This is a genomic window from Kitasatospora sp. SC0581 (assembly GCF_048159585.1).
In the GTDB taxonomy this organism is placed as follows: Bacteria; Actinomycetota; Actinomycetes; order Streptomycetales; family Streptomycetaceae; genus Kitasatospora.
The window spans coordinates 450,004-467,017 of sequence record NZ_JBLRWA010000003.1; the positions used below are offsets into that span (position 1 = coordinate 450,004).

Genomic DNA, 17,014 nt, shown 5'->3' on the forward strand with positions numbered 1-17,014 from the left:
TGCCGGAACCGGTCATAGGTCCTCCTCGGCCACGGCGTCCTCCCGGGTGAGGGCGACCAGTTCGCGCAGTGCGTCGACCGGCAGGTCGGTGAGCCAGCGCTCCCCCTCCCCCACCACCGCCTCGGCCAACGAGCGTTTGGCGGTGAGAAGTTCGTCGATCCGCTCCTCGACGGTGCCGACGCAGACCAGTCGGCGGACCTGGACGTCCCGGCGCTGGCCGATCCGGAAGGCGCGGTCGGTGGCCTGCTCCTCGACCGCCGGGTTCCACCAGCGGTCCAGGTGGATCACCTGGTTGGCTGCGGTCAGGTTGAGGCCGGTGCCGCCGGCCCGCAGCGAGAGCAGGAACACCCGTGGCCCGTCCGGGGACTGGAAGCGGTCGACCAGCTCCTCGCGGCGCGCCCGGGCCAGGCCGCCGTGCAGGTAGAGCACCTCCTCGCCGAGCCGGCGCTCCAGGTACGGGCGGAGCATCGCGCCGAACTCGGCGTACTGGGTGAAGACCAGCGTCCGGTCGCCCTCGGCCAGCGCCTCCTCCAGCAGTTCGGCCAGCCGGGCGACCTTGCCCGAACGCCCGGCCACCGCCGAACCGTCGTGCAGCAGTTGGGCCGGGTGGTTGCAGACCTGCTTGAGCTTGCCGATCGAGGCCAGCACCGTGCCGCGCCGCTCCACGCCCCGGATGCCCTCGACCCGCCGCAGCAGGTCGGCGACCACGGCCTGGTAGAGGCCGGCCTGCTCCGCGGTGAGGTTGCACCAGACGGTCATCTCCTGCTTGGCGGGCAGCTCGGCCGCCACCGCCGGGTCGGACTTGACCCGGCGCAGCACGAACGGGGCGGTGCGGCGCAGGAGTTCGGCGGTGCGCTCGGGGTTGCGGTGCAGCTCGACCGGGATCGCGTAGCGCTCCTTGAAGCGCTCGGCCGGGCCGAGCAGGCCGGGGTTGGCGAAGTCCAGGACGGCGTGCAGTTCGGCGAGCCGGTTCTCCACCGGGGTGCCGGTGAGGGCGATCCGGTGCCGGGTGACGGGCAGCGACCGGATCGCCCGGGACTGCGCGGTGCCGGTGTTCTTGATGTGCTGGGCCTCGTCGGCGACCACCCGGCGCCAGCGGATCGCGCGCAGGGCGGCGAGGTCACGCTGGACCAGCCCGTAGGTGGTGATGACCAGGTCCACGCCCCGTACGGCTTCGGCGAGTTGCTCCGCGCCGAGGCGGCCGGCCCCGTGGTGGACGTACCGCCGCAGGCCGGGGGCGAAGCGCTCGGCCTCGCGCTGCCAGTTGCCGACCAGGGACATCGGGCAGACCAGCAGGGTCGGGCCGGCGGCGTCACCGGGCCGTTCGGAGGCCTTCCCGGAGGCCCTCCCGGAGGCCCTCCCGGGGGCCCTCCCGGAGGCCTGCTCGGGGACCTTCTCGGAGGCCTTCTCCGCGGCCAGCAGGGCGAGCGTCTGGACGGTCTTGCCGAGGCCCATGTCGTCCGCCAGCACGGCGCCGAGGCCGAGCCCGGACATGGTCCGCAGCCAGGCCAGCCCGCGCTCCTGGTACGGGCGCAGCTCGGCCCGGAAGTCCGGCGGCAGCTCCGGCGCCACCGCGGCGCCGCCCCGCCCGGCGAGCAGGTCGCCGAGCGGGCCGTCCGCGCGCACCGAGGTGACCGGCAGCCCGGCGACCGTCGCGTCCGGGTCGAGGGCGAGCCGGAGCAGTTCGGTGGCGGCGAGCACGCCGTCGCGCCGGTCGGCGAGGAAGGCGAGGGCGGCGGCGATCTGGGCCGGGTCGGCCTCCAGCCAGGTGCCGCGCACCCGGACCAACCCCTGCTTGGCGGCGGCGAGTTCGGCCAGTTCGCGCTCGGTGAGCGGCTCCCCCTCCGGGCCGAGCGCGGCCTGCCACCGGAAGGCGACCACGGTATCCCGGTCCACCTGGCTGGTGACCGCGAGGGTGCCGGGCGCGGGCGGGGTGGTGGCGCGCAGGGCGAGCCCGAGCCGGGGGCGGCGGCGCCACCAGGCGGGCAGCAGCACCCCGAAACCGCCCTCGGCGAGGGCGGGCGCGGCGGTGCGCAGGAAGTCCAGCGCACCGGCCCGGTCGAGCGGCAGGGCGGACGGGCGGGAGCGGTGGCGCAGCCCGTCCAGGGCGGGCCAGCGGTGGGCGGCGCGGGCGAGTTCGGCGACCAGGACGTCGACCGGGTCGGCGGCCTTGCGGGCGAGCGCGGCGTGGGCGGCGCCGCCCTCGTGCAGGTCGGCGGCGCGGACCAGCAGGGAGGGCTCGTCCACGGCCTGGAGCAGGAACTCCAGCCGCCAGGCGTCGTCGGAGGGGCGGCCCTCGGGGTCGTCCGCGTCGGGGCCGAGCGGCTCGACCAGGCGGAAGCAGAGCCGCAGCGCCGGGTCGACGGGCTCGGCGGCGGCGTACCAGGCGCCGAGCCGGCGGCGCAGTTCGGCGACCTCCCCGGCCGGGGCGCCGTCGATCGCGCCGTCGGGGGTTGTGAGGGCGTGCAGCCAGCGCTCGGCGACGGCCTCCCCCGGCGCGGGGAAGGGGGTGTCCGCCAGTGCGGCGCGGGCCTCGGCGTCCACCAGCGCGCCCAGGGCGGCGCCCAGCAGCGCCTCGCCGCCGCCGGGGCCGTGCGGCCACTCCCCCAGCAGGACGGGCGGGCAGCCGGCGGCCAGGGCGGCGGCCTCGCGGCGCCCGGCCGGGGTGGGGTCGGGCCGCCACCGGGCCCGCGGCCGGCCGTCGGCGGCGGTCACGGGCAGCGGCAGCACCCGGCCCCGGCCGACCGTCCGCCAGGCGAGGTCGTGCACCCCGGTGAGCCAGCGCAGCGAGGGGCCGTGGACCACCTCGACCCGTCCGGCGCCGGGCAGGTCGGTGCCGGTGACGGCCCAGACCGGGTCGAAGACCTCGCCGAGCAGCTGGGCGGCGGCCCCGGCGTCGAAGAGCAGTGCCGGCACGCGCCAGGGGGTGAGCACGGCGCCGCCGCGCGGCGGGGTGACCGGCAGGTCGGGCGAGGGCGCGGGGGCGGTGCCGACGGTGGGCAGCAGCAGGGTGGCCCAGCGCTCGGGGGCCTGGCCGGCGAGCCAGCCGAGGCCCGGGCCGATGCCGCCGAGCACGGCGGCCAGCTCGCCGGCCGGGCAGGCGTAGGGGTGGGCGCGCGGGGCGGGCCGGTCGGGGTGCGGCTCGGGGGCGCCGGGGTGGGCGCGGGCGTCCTCGGCCCAGAGCGCCAGCCGCCCGTCCGCCCGCCAGAGCGCGTGCAGGACGAACATCGGGGGCCTTCCGGGCGGGGTGGGAACCGTCCTTCGCAGCCTAACCGGGAGGGCCGACAGGACCGGTCCGCTGAGCCGTTCGGGGGAAGCCCGGACGCCATGGTTGAAAGTTGAACGAAGTTGTCCTACGCTGGAGCCAACAAGTTGAAGCCTAAACAACTGGCTTCGAACCAAGGAGGAAGCCATGGGCCTGTTCAACCGCACCAAGACCGTCACCGCCCCCGCCGCGGCCACCGTCCGGACCCCGGCCGGCCCGGACCTCGCCCACCTGACCGGCGACTGGACGATCGACACCACGCACAGCGAGATCGGCTTCTCGGTCCGCCACGCGATGGTCACCAACGTCAAGGGCCGCTTCACCGAGTACGACGGCGCGCTGCACCTGGACGGGACCCACCCGGGCAACTCCACGGCCGAGCTGGTGATCAAGGTCGCGAGCGTCGATACCAACCAGGCCCAGCGCGACGAGCACCTGCGCACCGGCGACTTCTTCGCCGCCGACGCCCACCCGGAGATCCGCTTCCGCAGCACCTCCGCCCAGCTGGTCGGCGGCGACTCGTACCGGATGACCGGCGACCTCACCATCAAGGGCACCACCCGCCCGGTCGTGCTCGACCTGGAGTACACCGGCAGCGCCACCGACGCGTACGGCGCCGACCGGGTCGGCTTCGAGGGCAAGGCCGTCCTCGACCGCACCGAGTTCGGCCTGACCTACAACGCCGCGCTGGAGACCGGTGGCGTGCTGATCGGCGAGAAGGTCAAGCTCAGCTTCGAGATCTCCGCCGTCAAGGCGGCCTGAGCCGGCCGTCCCCGTCGCGGGTCGCCCCCGTCGCGGCCGGCCTCGCCCCGTCGCGGGCCGCCCCCTGAGCACCGTCCCTGCCCCTCCCCCCGGGGGCAGGGGCGGTTTTCGCCTACCCCGGGGGCAGCAGCGCCGCGTCCGCCGCGGGGAGCCAGCTGCCCGGCGGGCGGCGCAGCCAGCCCTCGGCCGCGCCGAGCTCGTCCGCCGCCGCGGCCAGCGCCCGCAGCCCCGGGTGACGCTCGCCGGGCCGGTGCACCAGGCTGACCAGGGTCAGCGGCACCGGCTCCACCAGCGGCACGTTCACCGTCCCCGGCATCCGCGGACCGCCGACCGTGGTCAGCATCGGATCGCCGTGCCGGACCAGGTAGCGGGCGGTCTCGTCCACGCCGACCGGCGGCGCGTACGGCGCGGCCGCCGTCAGGCCGTGCTCGCGCAGCAGCCGGGTGCCGAGGTCGGCCCACTCGGTGGTGGCCGGGTTGCCCACGCAGACGTCGACGGGGTGCCCGACCAGGTCCGACAGGCGCAGCGCGGCGCGGTCGGCCAGCGGATGGGTGTCCGCCATCATCACCGAGACCCGCTCCAACCGCACCGGCAGCTGGACGAGTTGACCGCGCACCAGGGCGGGCAGTCCGGCGAAGCGCCCGAAGGAGGCGTCCAGCCGGTGGGCCAGGAGCTCGGCGGCGGCCGCGGCCAGCCCACCGTGGAAGCGGGCCAGCAGTTCGCCCTCCGGCCAGGCGGCGCGGGCCCGTTCGAGCACCCGGTCGGCGGCGAGGTCCGGGCCGTTGACGTCGCTGTTGAGGTCGAGCAGCAGCGGCCGGGCCGCGGCCCCGGCCCCGGTCGCCGCCTCGGCGAGGATCTCGTCGTGCAGGGCGAGCAACCGGCGCGCCCGGGGCAGCAACCGCCGCCCGGCCGGGGTGAGTTCGACGCTGCGGGTGGTGCGGGTGAACAGCGCGTCGCCGAGCAGCCCCTCCAGGGTCCGGACGTCCCGGCTGAGCGCCTGCTGGGCGGTGTGCAGCCGCTCGGCGGCCCGGCCGAAGTGCAGGGTCTCGGCGGTCGCGACGAAGCCGCGGAGCAGACGGGGGTGCAGGTCACGGGGCATGGGCGGCAGATTAACAACAGGGTGTTGTGAGTGCGGCGAAACAGGTGTTGGACGGCCGCCCGCCGCCGGCACCAGGCTGGGGGCACCCCCTTCCCACCTGCTCACAGGAGCCCGATGCCCTCGCGCGCCCTCCTCACCTCCTACCGGCGGCTGTTCGCGGCCCCCGGTGCCGTCGCCTTCACCCTGACCGGACTGCTCGGCCGGCTGGCGCTGTCGATGAACGGCGTCGCACTGGTGGTGCTGCTCTCCGAACGGCGCGGCTCGTACGGGCTGGTCGGGGCGGTCTCGGCGACCGGGCTGGTCACCGGCGCGATCGGGATGCCGCTGATCGGACGGCTGGTGGACCGGTACGGGCAGGCGCGGGTGACGGTACCGGCCGCGCTGTACAACGCCGTTCCGCTGACCGGCCTGCTGCTCTGCGTCCGGCTCGGCGCACCCGACTGGACGCTCCTCCTCTGCTCCGCGGCCTGGGCGGCGGCACCCAACCTCGGCGGCATGGCCCGCTCCCGCTGGGCGCACCTGCACCGGGACGACCCGGCCGCCCGGCACCTGGCCAACTCCTTCGAGCAGGCGCTGGACGAACTCTGCTTCATGGCCGGACCGGTGCTCGCGATGGTGCTCTGCACCACGTTCGCCCCGGAGGCCGGACTGGTCACCGCCGGCGCCCTCGGCACCACCGGCGCCCTGCTGTTCGCCGCCCAGCGGCGCACCGAACCGCCGCTGCCGCCGCCCGTCTCGGCCGGCTCTGTCGGCTCGGCCGACCCAGCCGGTTCCCCGCTGCGGGTGCCCGGGCTGCGGGTGCTGGTGCTGACCTTCCTGGCGACCGGCATGGTCTTCGGCGCGACCGAGATCACCACCGTGGCGTACGCCGACGCGCTCGGCCACAAGGCGTCGGCCGGCCTGCTGCTGGCCCTGGTCGCGGCCGGCTCCTGCCTGGCGGGGCTGCTGTTCGGACTGCTGGCCCCGCGTCGGGCGCCGGGCCCGCGCTTCCTGCTCGGCGCCACGGCGATGGTCGCGGTGCTGCTGCTGCCGCTCGCCGCCGGACTGGGCGGGGCCGGGCTCGGACTGCTCGGCGTGGCGCTGTTCGCGGCCGGCACCGCGACCGCGCCGACCATGGTGACGGGAATGACGCTGGTCCAGGAGCTGCTGCCGCGGCGGCAGTTCAACGAGGGGATGGCGATGGCGGTGTCCGGCATCGTGGTCGGCATCTCGGCGGGGGCGGCGCTCGCCGGGGCGGTCGCCGAGCGGGCCGCTCCGGGCACCGGCTACGCCCTGCCCGCCGCGGCCGCCGGGCTCGCGCTGCTGATCGCGCTGGCGGGGCGGCGGCACCTGGCGACGCCGGGCGGCGCCTCGGGCCCCGGCTCGGACGGTGCGTCACGTGCGGCGGCCTCGGCGGGTTCGGCTGCGGCGGATAATTCCGAGCGGATTGTCAGTGCCTCCCTCTAACGTCGAGGCATGGAGGAAATCACCTACGTCCGAGGCGATGCCACCACGCCGCACGGCAAGGGCGTGAAGGTGATCGCGCACGTCTGCAACGACCTCGGCGGCTGGGGCAAGGGCTTCGTGCTCGCGCTCTCCAGACGCTGGCCCGAGCCGGAGGCGGCGTACCGGCGCTGGCACCGGGAGCGGGCGACGAACGACTTCGGGCTCGGCGCCGTCCAGCTGGTGCAGGTCGATCCGCACGTCTGGGTGGCCAACCTGGTCGGCCAGCGCGGCATCCGGACGGGGCGCTCCACCGGGGTGCCCGTGCGGTACGAGGCGATCGACACCGGGCTGGACGCGCTGGGCGGGCACGCGCTCCGGCTCGGCGCCTCCGTCCACATGCCGCGGATCGGCTGCGGTCTGGCGGGCGGGCGCTGGGAGCGGGTCGAGCCGCTGGTCACCGCCCGGCTGACGGACCGGGGCGTCCCGGTGACGGTCTACGACTTCGACTGACCGGGCCGCTCCGGCGCCGCTTCCACGTCCACCGATCCGTTCCTACTGATCCGTTCCTACTGATCCGTTCCTACTGATCCGTTCCCATCGGTCCGTTCCTACCGGTCCGCCGGCTCCGGCCGGTCGGCCCCGGTCGCCACGCGCTCGGCCGGCCAGGCGTACACGTACTCGGGCAGCAGGAATCCGCCGGGGAACTCCCCCTCCTGCGCCCGGACCCGCTCGGCGCCCTCGCGCTCGTAGAAGGCGATCGCGCGGGTGTTGTCCCGCAGCACCTCCAGGGAGAGTGCGGCCCCGGGGTGCCGCTCGGCGACATGGGCGCGGCCTGCGGTCAGCAGCTCGCGGCCGATGCCGCCACCGTTCAGGCCGGGGCGCACGTGCAGGTTGTCGATCAGCACCCCGCCGTCCAGCTGCGGGACGAGGTAGATGAACCCGACCACCGCACCGGCCCGTTCGGCGATCAGGAGCTCGGGCGTGTTCTCCGGCTCCCCGTAGTCGGCGTCCAGGCGCAGTTCCCACAGCTCGCGCCGCTGGGCCGCCATCCCGTCGCCCAGCCCCTCCGCCGGGACGATCCCCCGGTAGGTGGTGCGCCAGCTGTGGGCGTGCAGCTCGGCGACGGCCTCGGCGTCCCGCACTCCGCCGCGCCGAATGACGATCTGTCCTGAACTGATCATGTGACCAGCCTCCCACAGAGATGGAGTTGAACATGTTCAACCGAAGCGTCTACAGTTCCACTCAGCTTTTGAACGCGTTCGAAATTCGGGGGGTCATCGTGGTACCGGGTGCGGAGGGGGCATCCGGTGCCACGAACACCGACACCGGATGGAACGTCGTCTCCGGCTAGGCTCGTCCTCGTGGACGACCTGGCAGCGACGAACCGAACGGACGGCGGGAACGGCACGGCCGGGGCTCCGGCCGTGCCCGCACCGGAGGGCGGGCCCCTGCCCGGCGGCCGGGCCCAGCCGAAGACCGACAAGAGTGAGGCGACCCGTGCCCTGATCCTGGAGACGGCCATGCGGCTGTTCCAGGAACGGGGCTACGAGAAGACCACCATGCGCGCCATCGCCACCGAGGCCGGCGTCTCGGTGGGCAACGCCTACTACTACTTCTCGGCGAAGGAATTCCTGATCCAGGGGTTCTACGACCGGATGACCTACGAGCACGCGGCCGACGCCAGGCGCCGGATGGCCCACACCCGGGACTTCTCCGAGCGGCTGCGGATCGCGCTGGACTCCTGGCTCGACACGGCCGCGCCGTACCACGAGTTCTCCGCGCAGTTCTTCCGCACCGCCGCCGACCCGACCAGCTCGCTGAGCCCGTTCTCCAACGAGTCCCACCCGGCCCGGGCGACGGCGGTCGAGCTGTTCCGCGACGTCCTCCAGGGCTCGGAGCTGGCGCCCAAGCTGGACGCCGAACTGGTCGAGCTGCTGCCGGACGTGCTCTGGCTCTACCTGATGATCGTGGTGCTGTACTGGGTCTTCGACCGCACCCCGGACACCGAGCGGACCAGGGAGTTCGTCCGGCGCTCGACGCCGCTCGCGGCGCGGATGATCAACCTGTCCCGCTACCGGGTCTTCCGGCCGATCGTCCGCGACGCCAAGGGCCTGATCCAGGACTTCATCCTGCCCACCATCGGCAAGGCGGCGGTCAAGTAGCGCCCGCCCCGGCCACGGACGGAACGCTCCGGCCGGGCACTCCCCCACCGGGAGTGCCCGGCCGGATGCGTTCGGGGGCCCGCCCTCCATGTCCTGACTCATCGTCAATCGCCCCTCCCTCGCCGGATCGAGACGGCCCGGGATTCGATGTGGCCGAAGATCATTCACCCGTTCGAGGGATGGAAACGCCCACCGCAGCGATCTAGCGTGAACATGCAAATCCGACAGGAAGACAAGGAGATCAGTTCACATGCGTTCCCTGGCCTCGACTCTCAAGTCCCGTATGGCTCCCGTGGTGTTGCTCGCCGCCTGCACGACGGCCCTGGCCGCGCCCCACGCGGTGGCGGCCCCGAACTCGGTGGCACCCGGCTCCACCGCCGTCGATCTCCTCGTGCAGAACGCCCAGGGTGTGGGCACGGTCAAGGGCACGCTGTCCTGGGACGGCGAGGGCGGATACACCTTCGAAGGAACCGCCAGGGCGACCTGCGACGTGGCCACCCGGGTCACCGCGTGGCTCGAGTACGGAGGCGCCGGCGAGAGCTGGAAGAAGTCCGCCGAGGCGGACTGCACGAAGACGCCGATCACGACCGACGTGAAGGTCTCCGGGACCTTGAACAAGGGCAAGAAGCTGGAGCTGCGCGTCAGCTCCTGGCGTGCCTGGGCGATCGACGCCTACCGGGCGAGCGCCAAGCAGGTCTACACCATCTCCTGAGCCCCGCGCGGCTGTTGCGTCCGCCGCCATGCCGGAGGGCCGGCCCGCGAACGGGTCGGCCTCCGGCGTGCGCACGGGATCAGAACTCGGTCGGCGTCCAGGCCCGCAGCGGGGTGCGCAGCAGCAGGTCGGCGGCGGCGGCCGCGCCCGGGCGCAGTTCGGTGAGCAGGGCGGCCGCGGCCAGCCTCGACGCCGTCTCCGCGCCCAGGTAGAGCGAGCCCAACTCCGAGGCGCCGAGCGCGAGGTCGGCGTCGTCCGTGGTCCGGACGCAGCGGCCGGTGCCGTCCTCGGCCGTCTCCAGCGCCCAACGGCCGGAGGCGTAGCCGAGCCTGTCGTCGACCTCCAGCACCACCCGGCCGGGGGCGCCGTAGCTCCGGGCGCCGAACGCGGCCTCGACGTCCAGCACCCGCAGCCACACGAGGTCCCCGTTGTCCTCGTGCGGGGTGGCCGCGCGCGGGTCCTGGAGCAGCAGCGGCAGCGGGTCGTCCGGGGCGAGCTTGGGCACCTCGACCCGGGACACCCAGTCGACCGACAGCACCAGGCGCCACAGTTCGACGGCGGTGGGCAGGTCGAGGGCGATGAACTCGCTCACGGTGAGCTTGCAGTCGGGGTAGGCGCCGTCCCACTTGTTGGCGATCCGGTAGAGCACCAGGCCGGTGACCTCCCCGGCGGCGTCCCGGTGGACGGCGGCGAAGGGCTCCTTGAACTCGTCGCCCGGCGCCCGCACCTCGCCGGAGGTGCGCTCCCACCAGAGCGTGTCGCGCTCGATCGCCCCCGGCTGGGTGCGCCGCCAGCGCTCGTGCAGGTCTGCTCCCAGCTCGCGCAGCTCCGCCATGGTCACGAAGTCGGTCCGGCCGCCGGGGACGCCCGGCAGGCCCTCGCGCAGACCGCGGGTGCGGCGCAGCTCGATGTTCCAGCCGGCGCCCTGGGTGGCCGGGCCGAAGCCGAAGCGGCCGTAGATGTTGTACTCGGCGGCGGCCAGGATCGCGACCGCGCTGCCGCGCTCGGCGGCGGCCGCGAGGTTCCGCCGCATCATCGCGCTGAGCAGGCCGCGGCGGCGGTGGGTGGCGGTGACCGCGACGTTGGTGATGGCGTCGGCCGGCACGACGGCCCCGCCCGGGACGGTCAGTTCGGTGTCGAAGCTGCGGAAGGTGGCGATCTGGCGCTCGCCGTCGAAGCCGGCCAGCATCCGGCCGGGCTCCCAGTAGCGACGGCGCAGGTCCTCCGCGACGGCCACCTCGGGGCGCAGGAAGCCGAAGTTGAGCGCCCGGTTCCACTCCGCGACCTCGTCCACCGAGACGGCCCGGACCTGGAGCCCGCTCACGGTGTCGACGGCCGCGTGATCGTTGCTGTTGCCCATGGGGCCACCGTACGGCGGCCTTTCGGGGGCGGCATCCGATTTATTCCGTGCGCGACCCGGTGTGCTCGCCCGGCACCACGACCCAGTGGTTGGTCCGCAGGACGCGGTCCGCGAAGTCCAGGTCCCGCTCGCCGAGCAGCCGGAAGCCGAGCGCCCGGCAGATCCCGTTGGACGGCCCGTTGGCCGTCCCCGGGTTGGCGTGCACCTCGCCCCAGCGGCCGTCCTCGGCGGCGGCGTCCAGCACCAGGCGGACGGCCGCCTTGGCGAGGCCGCGGCCCTGGTACTCGGGCAGCACCATCCAGCCGATCTCGGAGACCGGCACGCCGTCCTCCTCGTCCGACCAGAGCGTGACGACGCCCGCGGCCTCGTCGCCCCCGGCGCCGTCCGGCACGATCATCCTGATCCAGGCGCCGTCCGCGGCCACCTCGGCCAGGTCCTTGCGCAGCCGCGCCTCCACCTTCTCCCGGGGCAGCGGCCCGCCCAGCTCGGCCATCATCACCGGGTCGCACCGCATCCGGACGTACGCCTCGACGTCCCCCGCCCGAACATCCCGCAGCCGCATGACGCCTCCTCAGTGCCGGTCCGGCGGCCACGCTAGCGCGACCCGCCGACAGTGGCGTCCCGGCGGCCCGACCTGGCATCCTCGTGCCGGTTCAGGCACAAACGATCCGTTTTCGGGGGGAACCATGGAGGACCAGTACGTCCGCCGGCTGAAGGACTACGAGAGCTGGTCGCTGGCGGCGAAGCTGGTCGGCGGGCTGACCGTGGCCGGCTGGCTCTGGGCACTGTGGCTGGTCTTCCTCCCGGCCGCGGGGATCTGCGGCACACCGGCCTTCTACGAGCCGACCGGCTTCCACATGGCGGAGGCCTGCGACTCCGAGATGATCGGCCGGATCGGCGGCGCGCTCGCCGTGTTCCTCGTGTCGCTCCCGTTCGCCGCCGCCTGGGGCTGGACCGTCGTGCGGCTGCGCGACAGCCGCCAGGCCCTGGCCGACCTGGCCGACCGGTAGCCCGCCGGAGCGGCGGCCTTCATGACGGCCTTCACGGCGGTCCTCGTGGCGTCCACCACGGGCGGCGCCCGCCGGAGTTGACTGGTCGGCGATCCCCGCGCCCCGAGGAGGCCGCCACCGCCATGGCCACGTACGTGATCACTCCGGAGGTGGCCCTCCACCTGGTCCGGGACGGGGCCGCGGCCCCCGCCGGGCACCAGCTGCCGGCCCCGACCCTGCTGCGCTCACAGCTGCTGTCGCTCCTCTACGGGGCCGTCCGGCGGGGCGAGTTGGCCGAGCGGGACGCCGAACGCGCGCTCGACGCGGTGCGGGCACTGCGGATCCGGCTGCTCGGCGACCGCGTCCTGCAGGCCACCGCCTGGCGGATCGCCGAGCGGCTCGGCCTGCCGGACACCCCGGACGCCGAGTACCTCGCGCTGACCCGGCTCCAGGCGGACGCCCTGGTCACCCTCGACCCCGCCCTCGCGGCCGCCGCCGAGGGGGTGGTGCCGACCGCCCCCGTCGAGGTGCTGACCGCGGCTCGCCGGCCCGGGGGTCAGGGGCGGGCGTAGAAGTTCGGGGTGCCCATGATCCAGAGGCTGGCCTGCTTGACCGGCATGCCGGCCCGCGGGGCCTCGATCATCTGGTCGTCGCCGATGTAGAGCCCGACGTGGTAGATGTCGGCGGCGCGGCCGGTGTCGGTCCAGAAGACCAGGTCGCCCGGGCGCAGCTGGCGGTAGCCGATCGGGGTGCTCTGGGCGTACTGGTCGGCGGCGAAGTGGTTGAGCTGCCGGCCGCCCTCGCGCCAGGCCATCATCGTCAGCCCGGAGCAGTCGTAGCCGCCCGGGCCCTCGCCGCCCCAGACGTAGGGCAGGCCGATCTTGGACTTGGCGAAGGCGATGGCGGCGGCCGCGCCCTCGGCGGACCACGGACGGGCGGGGGGCGGGGCCTGGGCCCTGGCAGCGGCGGCCGCCGCCGCTGCCTCTGCCGCCGCCGCGGCCTCGGCTTCCCGGGCGGCCTGTTCGGCGGCGGCGCGGGCGGCGGCCTCGGCCTCGCGGGCGGCGATCGCCTCCAGGGCCTCGCGGCGCCGGCGTTCCAGCTCGACGGTGGTGTTCCGGGCGGCGGCCAGTTCGACGAGCAGCTGCTCGCGGCGCTGCCCGGCGGCGGCCACCTCGCTCTGCTGGGCGGCCAGCCGCTGTTCGGCCCGGGCCTTGGCCGCGCCGACCTCGGCGGCGGCCTTCCCGGCGGCCCCGGTGGCGGCCCGGGCCTCGGCGGAGGCGCGGCGGGCGGCGGCGGCCGTGGAGGTGGCGGCGTCCAGGATCTGCCGGGTGCGTTCGCTGACCTGGCCGACCGCGGCGGCGCGCTCGCCCGCCTCGCGCGGGCCGTGGGCGCCGAGCAGGGCGTTGAGGGCGGACAGTTCGGCGCCCGCGCCCTGCCGGTAGGTCTCGGCCGCGAGCCGGGCCGCGTCCTCGGCGGCGGCCACCCGCTCGGTCTCGGCGGCCGCGGCGCGCTGTGCGGCGGCGGCCTCCTCGGCGCGGGCCCGGGCGAGGGCCAGCTGGGCGCCGTTGTAGGCCTCGACGGCCTGTTCGGCGGTGCGCCCGGCCCGGTCCAGCTCGGCCCGGGCGGCGGTGAGGGCGGCCTCCAGGGCGGCGGCCGAGGAGGCCTTGCCCTCGGCCTCGGTCCGGGCCCGGTCGATCTCCTCGGTGGTCGGGTACGGCTCCTCGTCCGCGGGCCGGCCGACCGCCGGTACACCCGTGACGGGTTCGCCGAGCGCGGGGGCGGCCTGGGCGGCGGGGAGCAGTCCGAGCAGTGCGGTGAGGGACAACAGGAGGGTCGGCAGGAGCCTGCGAGCCACGCGACATCATCCCTTCTGACGGGTCCGGAGGGGACGGCGTCGGACGGTGCGCGGCATCGGGGCGGGCGGGCGACGGCCCGGCGGCCCGGTGGTGGCGGGGAGTCCGATGAATCATCCCATCACGTGACAGAACGGTCACATGACGCTCATGTTCTCAATTCCGGCAGGCTTCACACCTGGAAAAGTGCTCCGCCGGTCGGGTGACGATCAGATGATCTGACCAAATGTCGGCTCCGACCGGGCGCCCGAGGCGGGCCGAGCAGGGCGGACGAGAGCGGGCCGACCGGGCGGACGGACTACCGGCCGATCCGGCGGGTGTGCGTCCGCAGCCTGGGGTGCCGCGCGGGCCGGCTCTCCAGCCCGGTCGGACCGACGGCGAAGGCCCGGCTGCGCCCCGCCCGAACCGTACGGCGACGCTGCTGCGCCAGGCGGGAGCGGTCCGGACCGGGCCCGACCGCCGGGTCCGCCGCACCCGGGGCCCGCCCCGCCGTCCCGGCGGCGGCCGCCGAGCGGCGGTCGGCCAGGCGGGCCTGACGGCGGGCCAGCGCCCGGGCGGCGTGCGCGTCGAGGTGGGCGCTGGCCCGGGCGGCCATCCGCTCGGCCACCCGGTGCGCGGCCGGGTGGTTGGCGGGCACCTTGTCGGGGGCCCCGGCGATCAGGTCGAAGAGCCAGGTGCGGGCCCGGTCCGCGCGCCGGTGCAGCAGGCGCTCACGCCGCAGCGCACGCGCCCGGCGCCGGGGGCGCGTGGCGTACCGCCAGCGGGCCCAGGGGCTGCTCGGGCGGGCCAGCCGGATCGCCCCGATCCAGGACAGGCCGGGGACCATGATCCCGAGCAGGCCGGTCCACACCTTGCCCTTGAGCAGGGTGACCACCGAGGCCAGCGAGTTCACCGAGATGATCGTGATCAGCCCCCACCTGGTCTCCTCGCCGGGCACCACGCCGAGCGGCACGTACCCGACCAGCAGCAGGGAGGTGAACAGGATGCCGAAGATCACCGCGTCCACCGACTTGCGGCCCTGTTCGCTCCAGTACACGTCGTCCAGGTGCAGGATCAGCGCGAACTCGTCCAGCACCAGGCCGCAGCCGATGCCGAAGGCCAGCCCGAACCAGTCGATCCACGGGTGCCCGCCGTAGGTGGCGAACACCCCGATGCCGCCGAGCAGCAGGAAGCCCAGGCCGAACACCATGTGGTGGATGTGCAGGCCGCCCGGGGTCACGTTGCCCGGCCACCAGCGCACCTGGGCGCGGATCATCCGGACGCTGAACCGGATGAAGACGAAGGAGGTGATGAATCCGACCAGCAGCAGGAACAGCGGTTGCTTGTGCGCGGCGACGATGTGCTCGCGGTAGCCGTCCAGCAGTGTCGTCATGGGTCTTACCTTCGTTCCTGGTCCTGCGTCCTGCCTGCCGTGACGTGGCCCGGGGCCCACGTCTCCCCCAACACCGGGTCGCCGTCCGGTCAGAAGCCCCGGGTGCGCTTGGCCGCCCGGCGGGGCATGACCGGGTAGAGCGACGGGCGCTCGGCGCCGACCGGCAGCTTCAGGAACAGCCGGGCGATCTCCCCACCGAGGTTCACCCCGACCGCCAGCGCCATCGCGATCGCCGCCGCCCGGAAGACCGACACCAGACCGGCACTGGAGTGCCCCTGGGCGAAGGCGAGCATCCCGAGGTAGAGCGCCGAACCGGGCATCAGCGGGCCGATCGCGGCGGTCACGTACGGCAGCGCCGAACCGTTGCGGTAGCGCGCCATCAGCTGTCCGAACAGGCCGACCAGGCCGGCCGCCACACCGGTCGCCGCGATCGGGTTGACGCCCGCGTTGTACACCAGCGCGCCGTAGCTGGCCCAGCCGATGCCGCTGTTGACGGTGACCAGGGCCAGCGTCCGGCGGTCGGTCTGGAGCAGCGTCGCGAAGGCCAGGGTCAGCAGCATCGCGGCGACCATCTGGACCGGCGGGTAGTTGACGCCCACCAGGCTCTCGTCCGGGCGCAGGTTCGCCTCGAAGCCGACCCCCAGGTAGAGGATCACCATCACCCCGATCACGATGCCCGCGACCAGGTAGACCACTTCCAGCAGACGGGCCGCGGCGGTGATGTAGAAGCCGGTCAGGCCGTCCTGCACGGCGGCGACCAGGGCGCGCCCGGGCAGCAGGGCGAACAGGCCACCGGTGATCACGACCGAGCCGCGCAGGCCCCAGTCGTTGAGCGAGAGGATGATGCCGGAGGCCGCGGCCGGCATCGCGGCCGCCACGAACTGGTAGAACTCCGGCAGCCGGCGCTTGGCCAGGGCGGAGGCCAGCCGGTCGCCGAGGACGGCCGCGACGAAGGCGCTCGCGAACACCAGCCAGGCCTTGTCGTCGATCTTCCCGCCGACCAGGAAGGTCGCCGCGCCGGCCAGCAGGCCGGTGGTCAGGGCGAGGAACCAGGCCGGGTACGGGTGCCGGTTGCGGCGCATCGCCGCGAGCCGGCGGTAGGCGTCGTTGACCGTCACCTGCTCCGCGGTGATGTCCGCGACCAGCGCGTACACCGCGTCGAGCCGGGTGTAGTCGGAGGTACGGCGGCGCACCACGCGGTCGGCGGTGACCGGCGGCTCGACCAGCGAGGGCTGGTACGAGATGCCGATCAGGGTGAAGGTGACCTGCGGCTCGCAGCGGTCCAGCCGGTAGGCGTGCGCGATGCCGAGCATCGCCGCCTCGACGTCCTCGGCGGCCTCGCCGCTGGCCAGCAGCAGCTCGCCGATGCGCAGCGTCAGGTCGAGGATGCGCGGGACGTTGCGGGTGACGGCCGCGGAGGGGTGCATCTCGCGGGCGGTGCGCTCGAACGCGGGGCGCTCGGACATCGGGGTGCGCAGCAGGGTGCGCATCCGGTCCGGCCAGGGCGCCTCGCCGGGGGCGCCGGCGGTCAGGTCCGGGACCGGGATGCCGGTGGGCGGGGTGTAGCCGGCCGCCCGCCACTCCTCGGGGGTGAGGGTGTCCTCGGCGACCGAGCGGCGGCGGACCGGGCGCTCGTCCTCGACCCGCCCGGCCTCGACCCGCCCGGCCACGGACGCGGGCACCGGCTCGGACACCCGCTCGGGCTCCGGGGCCAGCAGGCCCCTGGTCTCCGGGACGGGCGGCACGAGCGGCACGACGGTGGTGGGCTCGACCACCGGGGCGGGGTGGCCGAGCAGGCCCTCGGTGGGCGGGGCGTCGGCGGGGTGCACCGGCTTCGGGGACGCCTGCCGCGGCTGTCGGGCCGCCCGGCCTCCCCTCGCCCGCTTGCCCGCACCCGGTCGGCCCCGCTTAGGCACTTCCACTCCTTGCCGCCCCTGGCGGCCGCCGGCCACCGCTCGATCTCGGGTTACACCTTGCCTGATCGAACAGCCCGACGCACATGTACGCGGCGTCCC

The 17,014-nt window shown here is 74.9% G+C and carries 15 protein-coding genes; 7 read left to right on the top strand and 8 right to left on the bottom strand.

Translation table 11 applies throughout. The features are described 5' to 3' along the window. Window positions 1-12: 12 nt before the first annotated feature. On the bottom strand, window positions 13-3,228 hold the full coding sequence (locus ACLWS4_RS08330) for an SNF2-related protein (protein WP_416873665.1): 3,216 nt from the start codon (window positions 3,226-3,228) through the stop codon (window positions 13-15). Window positions 3,229-3,412: 184 nt separating this feature from the next. Here ACLWS4_RS08330 and ACLWS4_RS08335 point away from each other — a divergent pair, with 184 nt between their 5' ends. Further along, on the top strand, window positions 3,413-4,027 hold the full coding sequence (locus tag ACLWS4_RS08335) for a YceI family protein (protein WP_074001737.1): 615 nt from the start codon (window positions 3,413-3,415) through the stop codon (window positions 4,025-4,027). A gap of 112 nt (window positions 4,028-4,139) precedes the next feature. On the opposite strand, the gene ACLWS4_RS08340 is transcribed toward ACLWS4_RS08335, so the two are convergent. Continuing rightward, entirely contained in the window at window positions 4,140-5,126 is a 987-nt protein-coding gene (locus ACLWS4_RS08340) for a LysR family transcriptional regulator (protein WP_416873666.1), read from the bottom strand. A gap of 114 nt (window positions 5,127-5,240) precedes the next feature. On the opposite strand from ACLWS4_RS08340, the gene ACLWS4_RS08345 reads away from it, so the two are divergent. Continuing rightward, on the top strand, window positions 5,241-6,572 hold the full coding sequence (locus ACLWS4_RS08345) for an MFS transporter (RefSeq protein ID WP_416873667.1): 1,332 nt from the start codon (window positions 5,241-5,243) through the stop codon (window positions 6,570-6,572). A gap of 9 nt (window positions 6,573-6,581) precedes the next feature. Continuing rightward, window positions 6,582-7,061 carry a macro domain-containing protein gene (locus tag ACLWS4_RS08350; RefSeq protein WP_074001740.1) on the top strand — a complete coding sequence of 160 codons (480 nt, stop codon included), beginning with the start codon at window positions 6,582-6,584 and terminating at the stop codon, window positions 7,059-7,061. 98 nt (window positions 7,062-7,159) lie between these two features. On the opposite strand, the gene ACLWS4_RS08355 is transcribed toward ACLWS4_RS08350, so the two are convergent. Continuing rightward, window positions 7,160-7,732 (bottom strand): GNAT family N-acetyltransferase, encoded by a 573-nt coding sequence (locus tag ACLWS4_RS08355; protein WP_416873668.1) that lies wholly within the window; start codon window positions 7,730-7,732, stop codon window positions 7,160-7,162. A 180-nt stretch (window positions 7,733-7,912) separates the two neighbouring features. On the opposite strand from ACLWS4_RS08355, the gene ACLWS4_RS08360 reads away from it, so the two are divergent. Then, on the top strand, window positions 7,913-8,713 hold the full coding sequence (locus ACLWS4_RS08360; RefSeq protein WP_416873669.1) for a TetR family transcriptional regulator: 801 nt from the start codon (window positions 7,913-7,915) through the stop codon (window positions 8,711-8,713). Between the two features lie 250 nt (window positions 8,714-8,963). Next, window positions 8,964-9,425: a hypothetical protein gene (locus tag ACLWS4_RS08365; RefSeq protein WP_416873670.1), complete on the top strand. Its 462-nt coding sequence runs from the start codon at window positions 8,964-8,966 to the stop codon at window positions 9,423-9,425. Between the two features lie 79 nt (window positions 9,426-9,504). On the opposite strand, the gene ACLWS4_RS08370 is transcribed toward ACLWS4_RS08365, so the two are convergent. Both ACLWS4_RS08370 and ACLWS4_RS08375 read right to left on the bottom strand, forming a co-directional pair. Then, a complete protein-coding gene (locus ACLWS4_RS08370; protein WP_416873671.1) occupies window positions 9,505-10,785 on the bottom strand; it encodes a GNAT family N-acetyltransferase in 1,281 nt (426 codons plus the stop codon). A 40-nt stretch (window positions 10,786-10,825) separates the two neighbouring features. After that, complete coding sequence (locus tag ACLWS4_RS08375; RefSeq protein ID WP_380745196.1) at window positions 10,826-11,347, bottom strand: GNAT family N-acetyltransferase; 522 nt, start codon at window positions 11,345-11,347, stop codon at window positions 10,826-10,828. 124 nt (window positions 11,348-11,471) lie between these two features. Here ACLWS4_RS08375 and ACLWS4_RS08380 point away from each other — a divergent pair, with 124 nt between their 5' ends. Both ACLWS4_RS08380 and ACLWS4_RS08385 read left to right on the top strand, forming a co-directional pair. Continuing rightward, the gene (locus ACLWS4_RS08380) at window positions 11,472-11,795 is read left to right on the top strand and encodes a hypothetical protein (RefSeq protein WP_387822594.1); all 324 of its coding nucleotides are present in this window, start codon (window positions 11,472-11,474) and stop codon (window positions 11,793-11,795) included. A 122-nt stretch (window positions 11,796-11,917) separates the two neighbouring features. Beyond that, window positions 11,918-12,346 carry a type II toxin-antitoxin system VapC family toxin gene (locus ACLWS4_RS08385; protein ID WP_375876615.1) on the top strand — a complete coding sequence of 143 codons (429 nt, stop codon included), beginning with the start codon at window positions 11,918-11,920 and terminating at the stop codon, window positions 12,344-12,346. Here ACLWS4_RS08385 and ACLWS4_RS08390 read toward each other — a convergent pair. The 3 genes from ACLWS4_RS08390 to ACLWS4_RS08400 form a co-directional block, all read right to left on the bottom strand. After that, window positions 12,331-13,629, bottom strand: coding sequence for a C40 family peptidase (locus tag ACLWS4_RS08390; protein ID WP_416873672.1), 1,299 nt, complete (start codon window positions 13,627-13,629; stop codon window positions 12,331-12,333). The genes ACLWS4_RS08385 and ACLWS4_RS08390 overlap by 16 nt on opposite strands. Window positions 13,630-13,925: 296 nt before the next feature. Further along, the gene (locus ACLWS4_RS08395) at window positions 13,926-14,999 is read right to left on the bottom strand and encodes a hypothetical protein (RefSeq protein WP_181970613.1); all 1,074 of its coding nucleotides are present in this window, start codon (window positions 14,997-14,999) and stop codon (window positions 13,926-13,928) included. A gap of 89 nt (window positions 15,000-15,088) precedes the next feature. Further along, on the bottom strand, window positions 15,089-16,915 hold the full coding sequence (locus ACLWS4_RS08400) for a threonine/serine ThrE exporter family protein (protein ID WP_259316639.1): 1,827 nt from the start codon (window positions 16,913-16,915) through the stop codon (window positions 15,089-15,091). Window positions 16,916-17,014 lie beyond the last annotated feature (99 nt).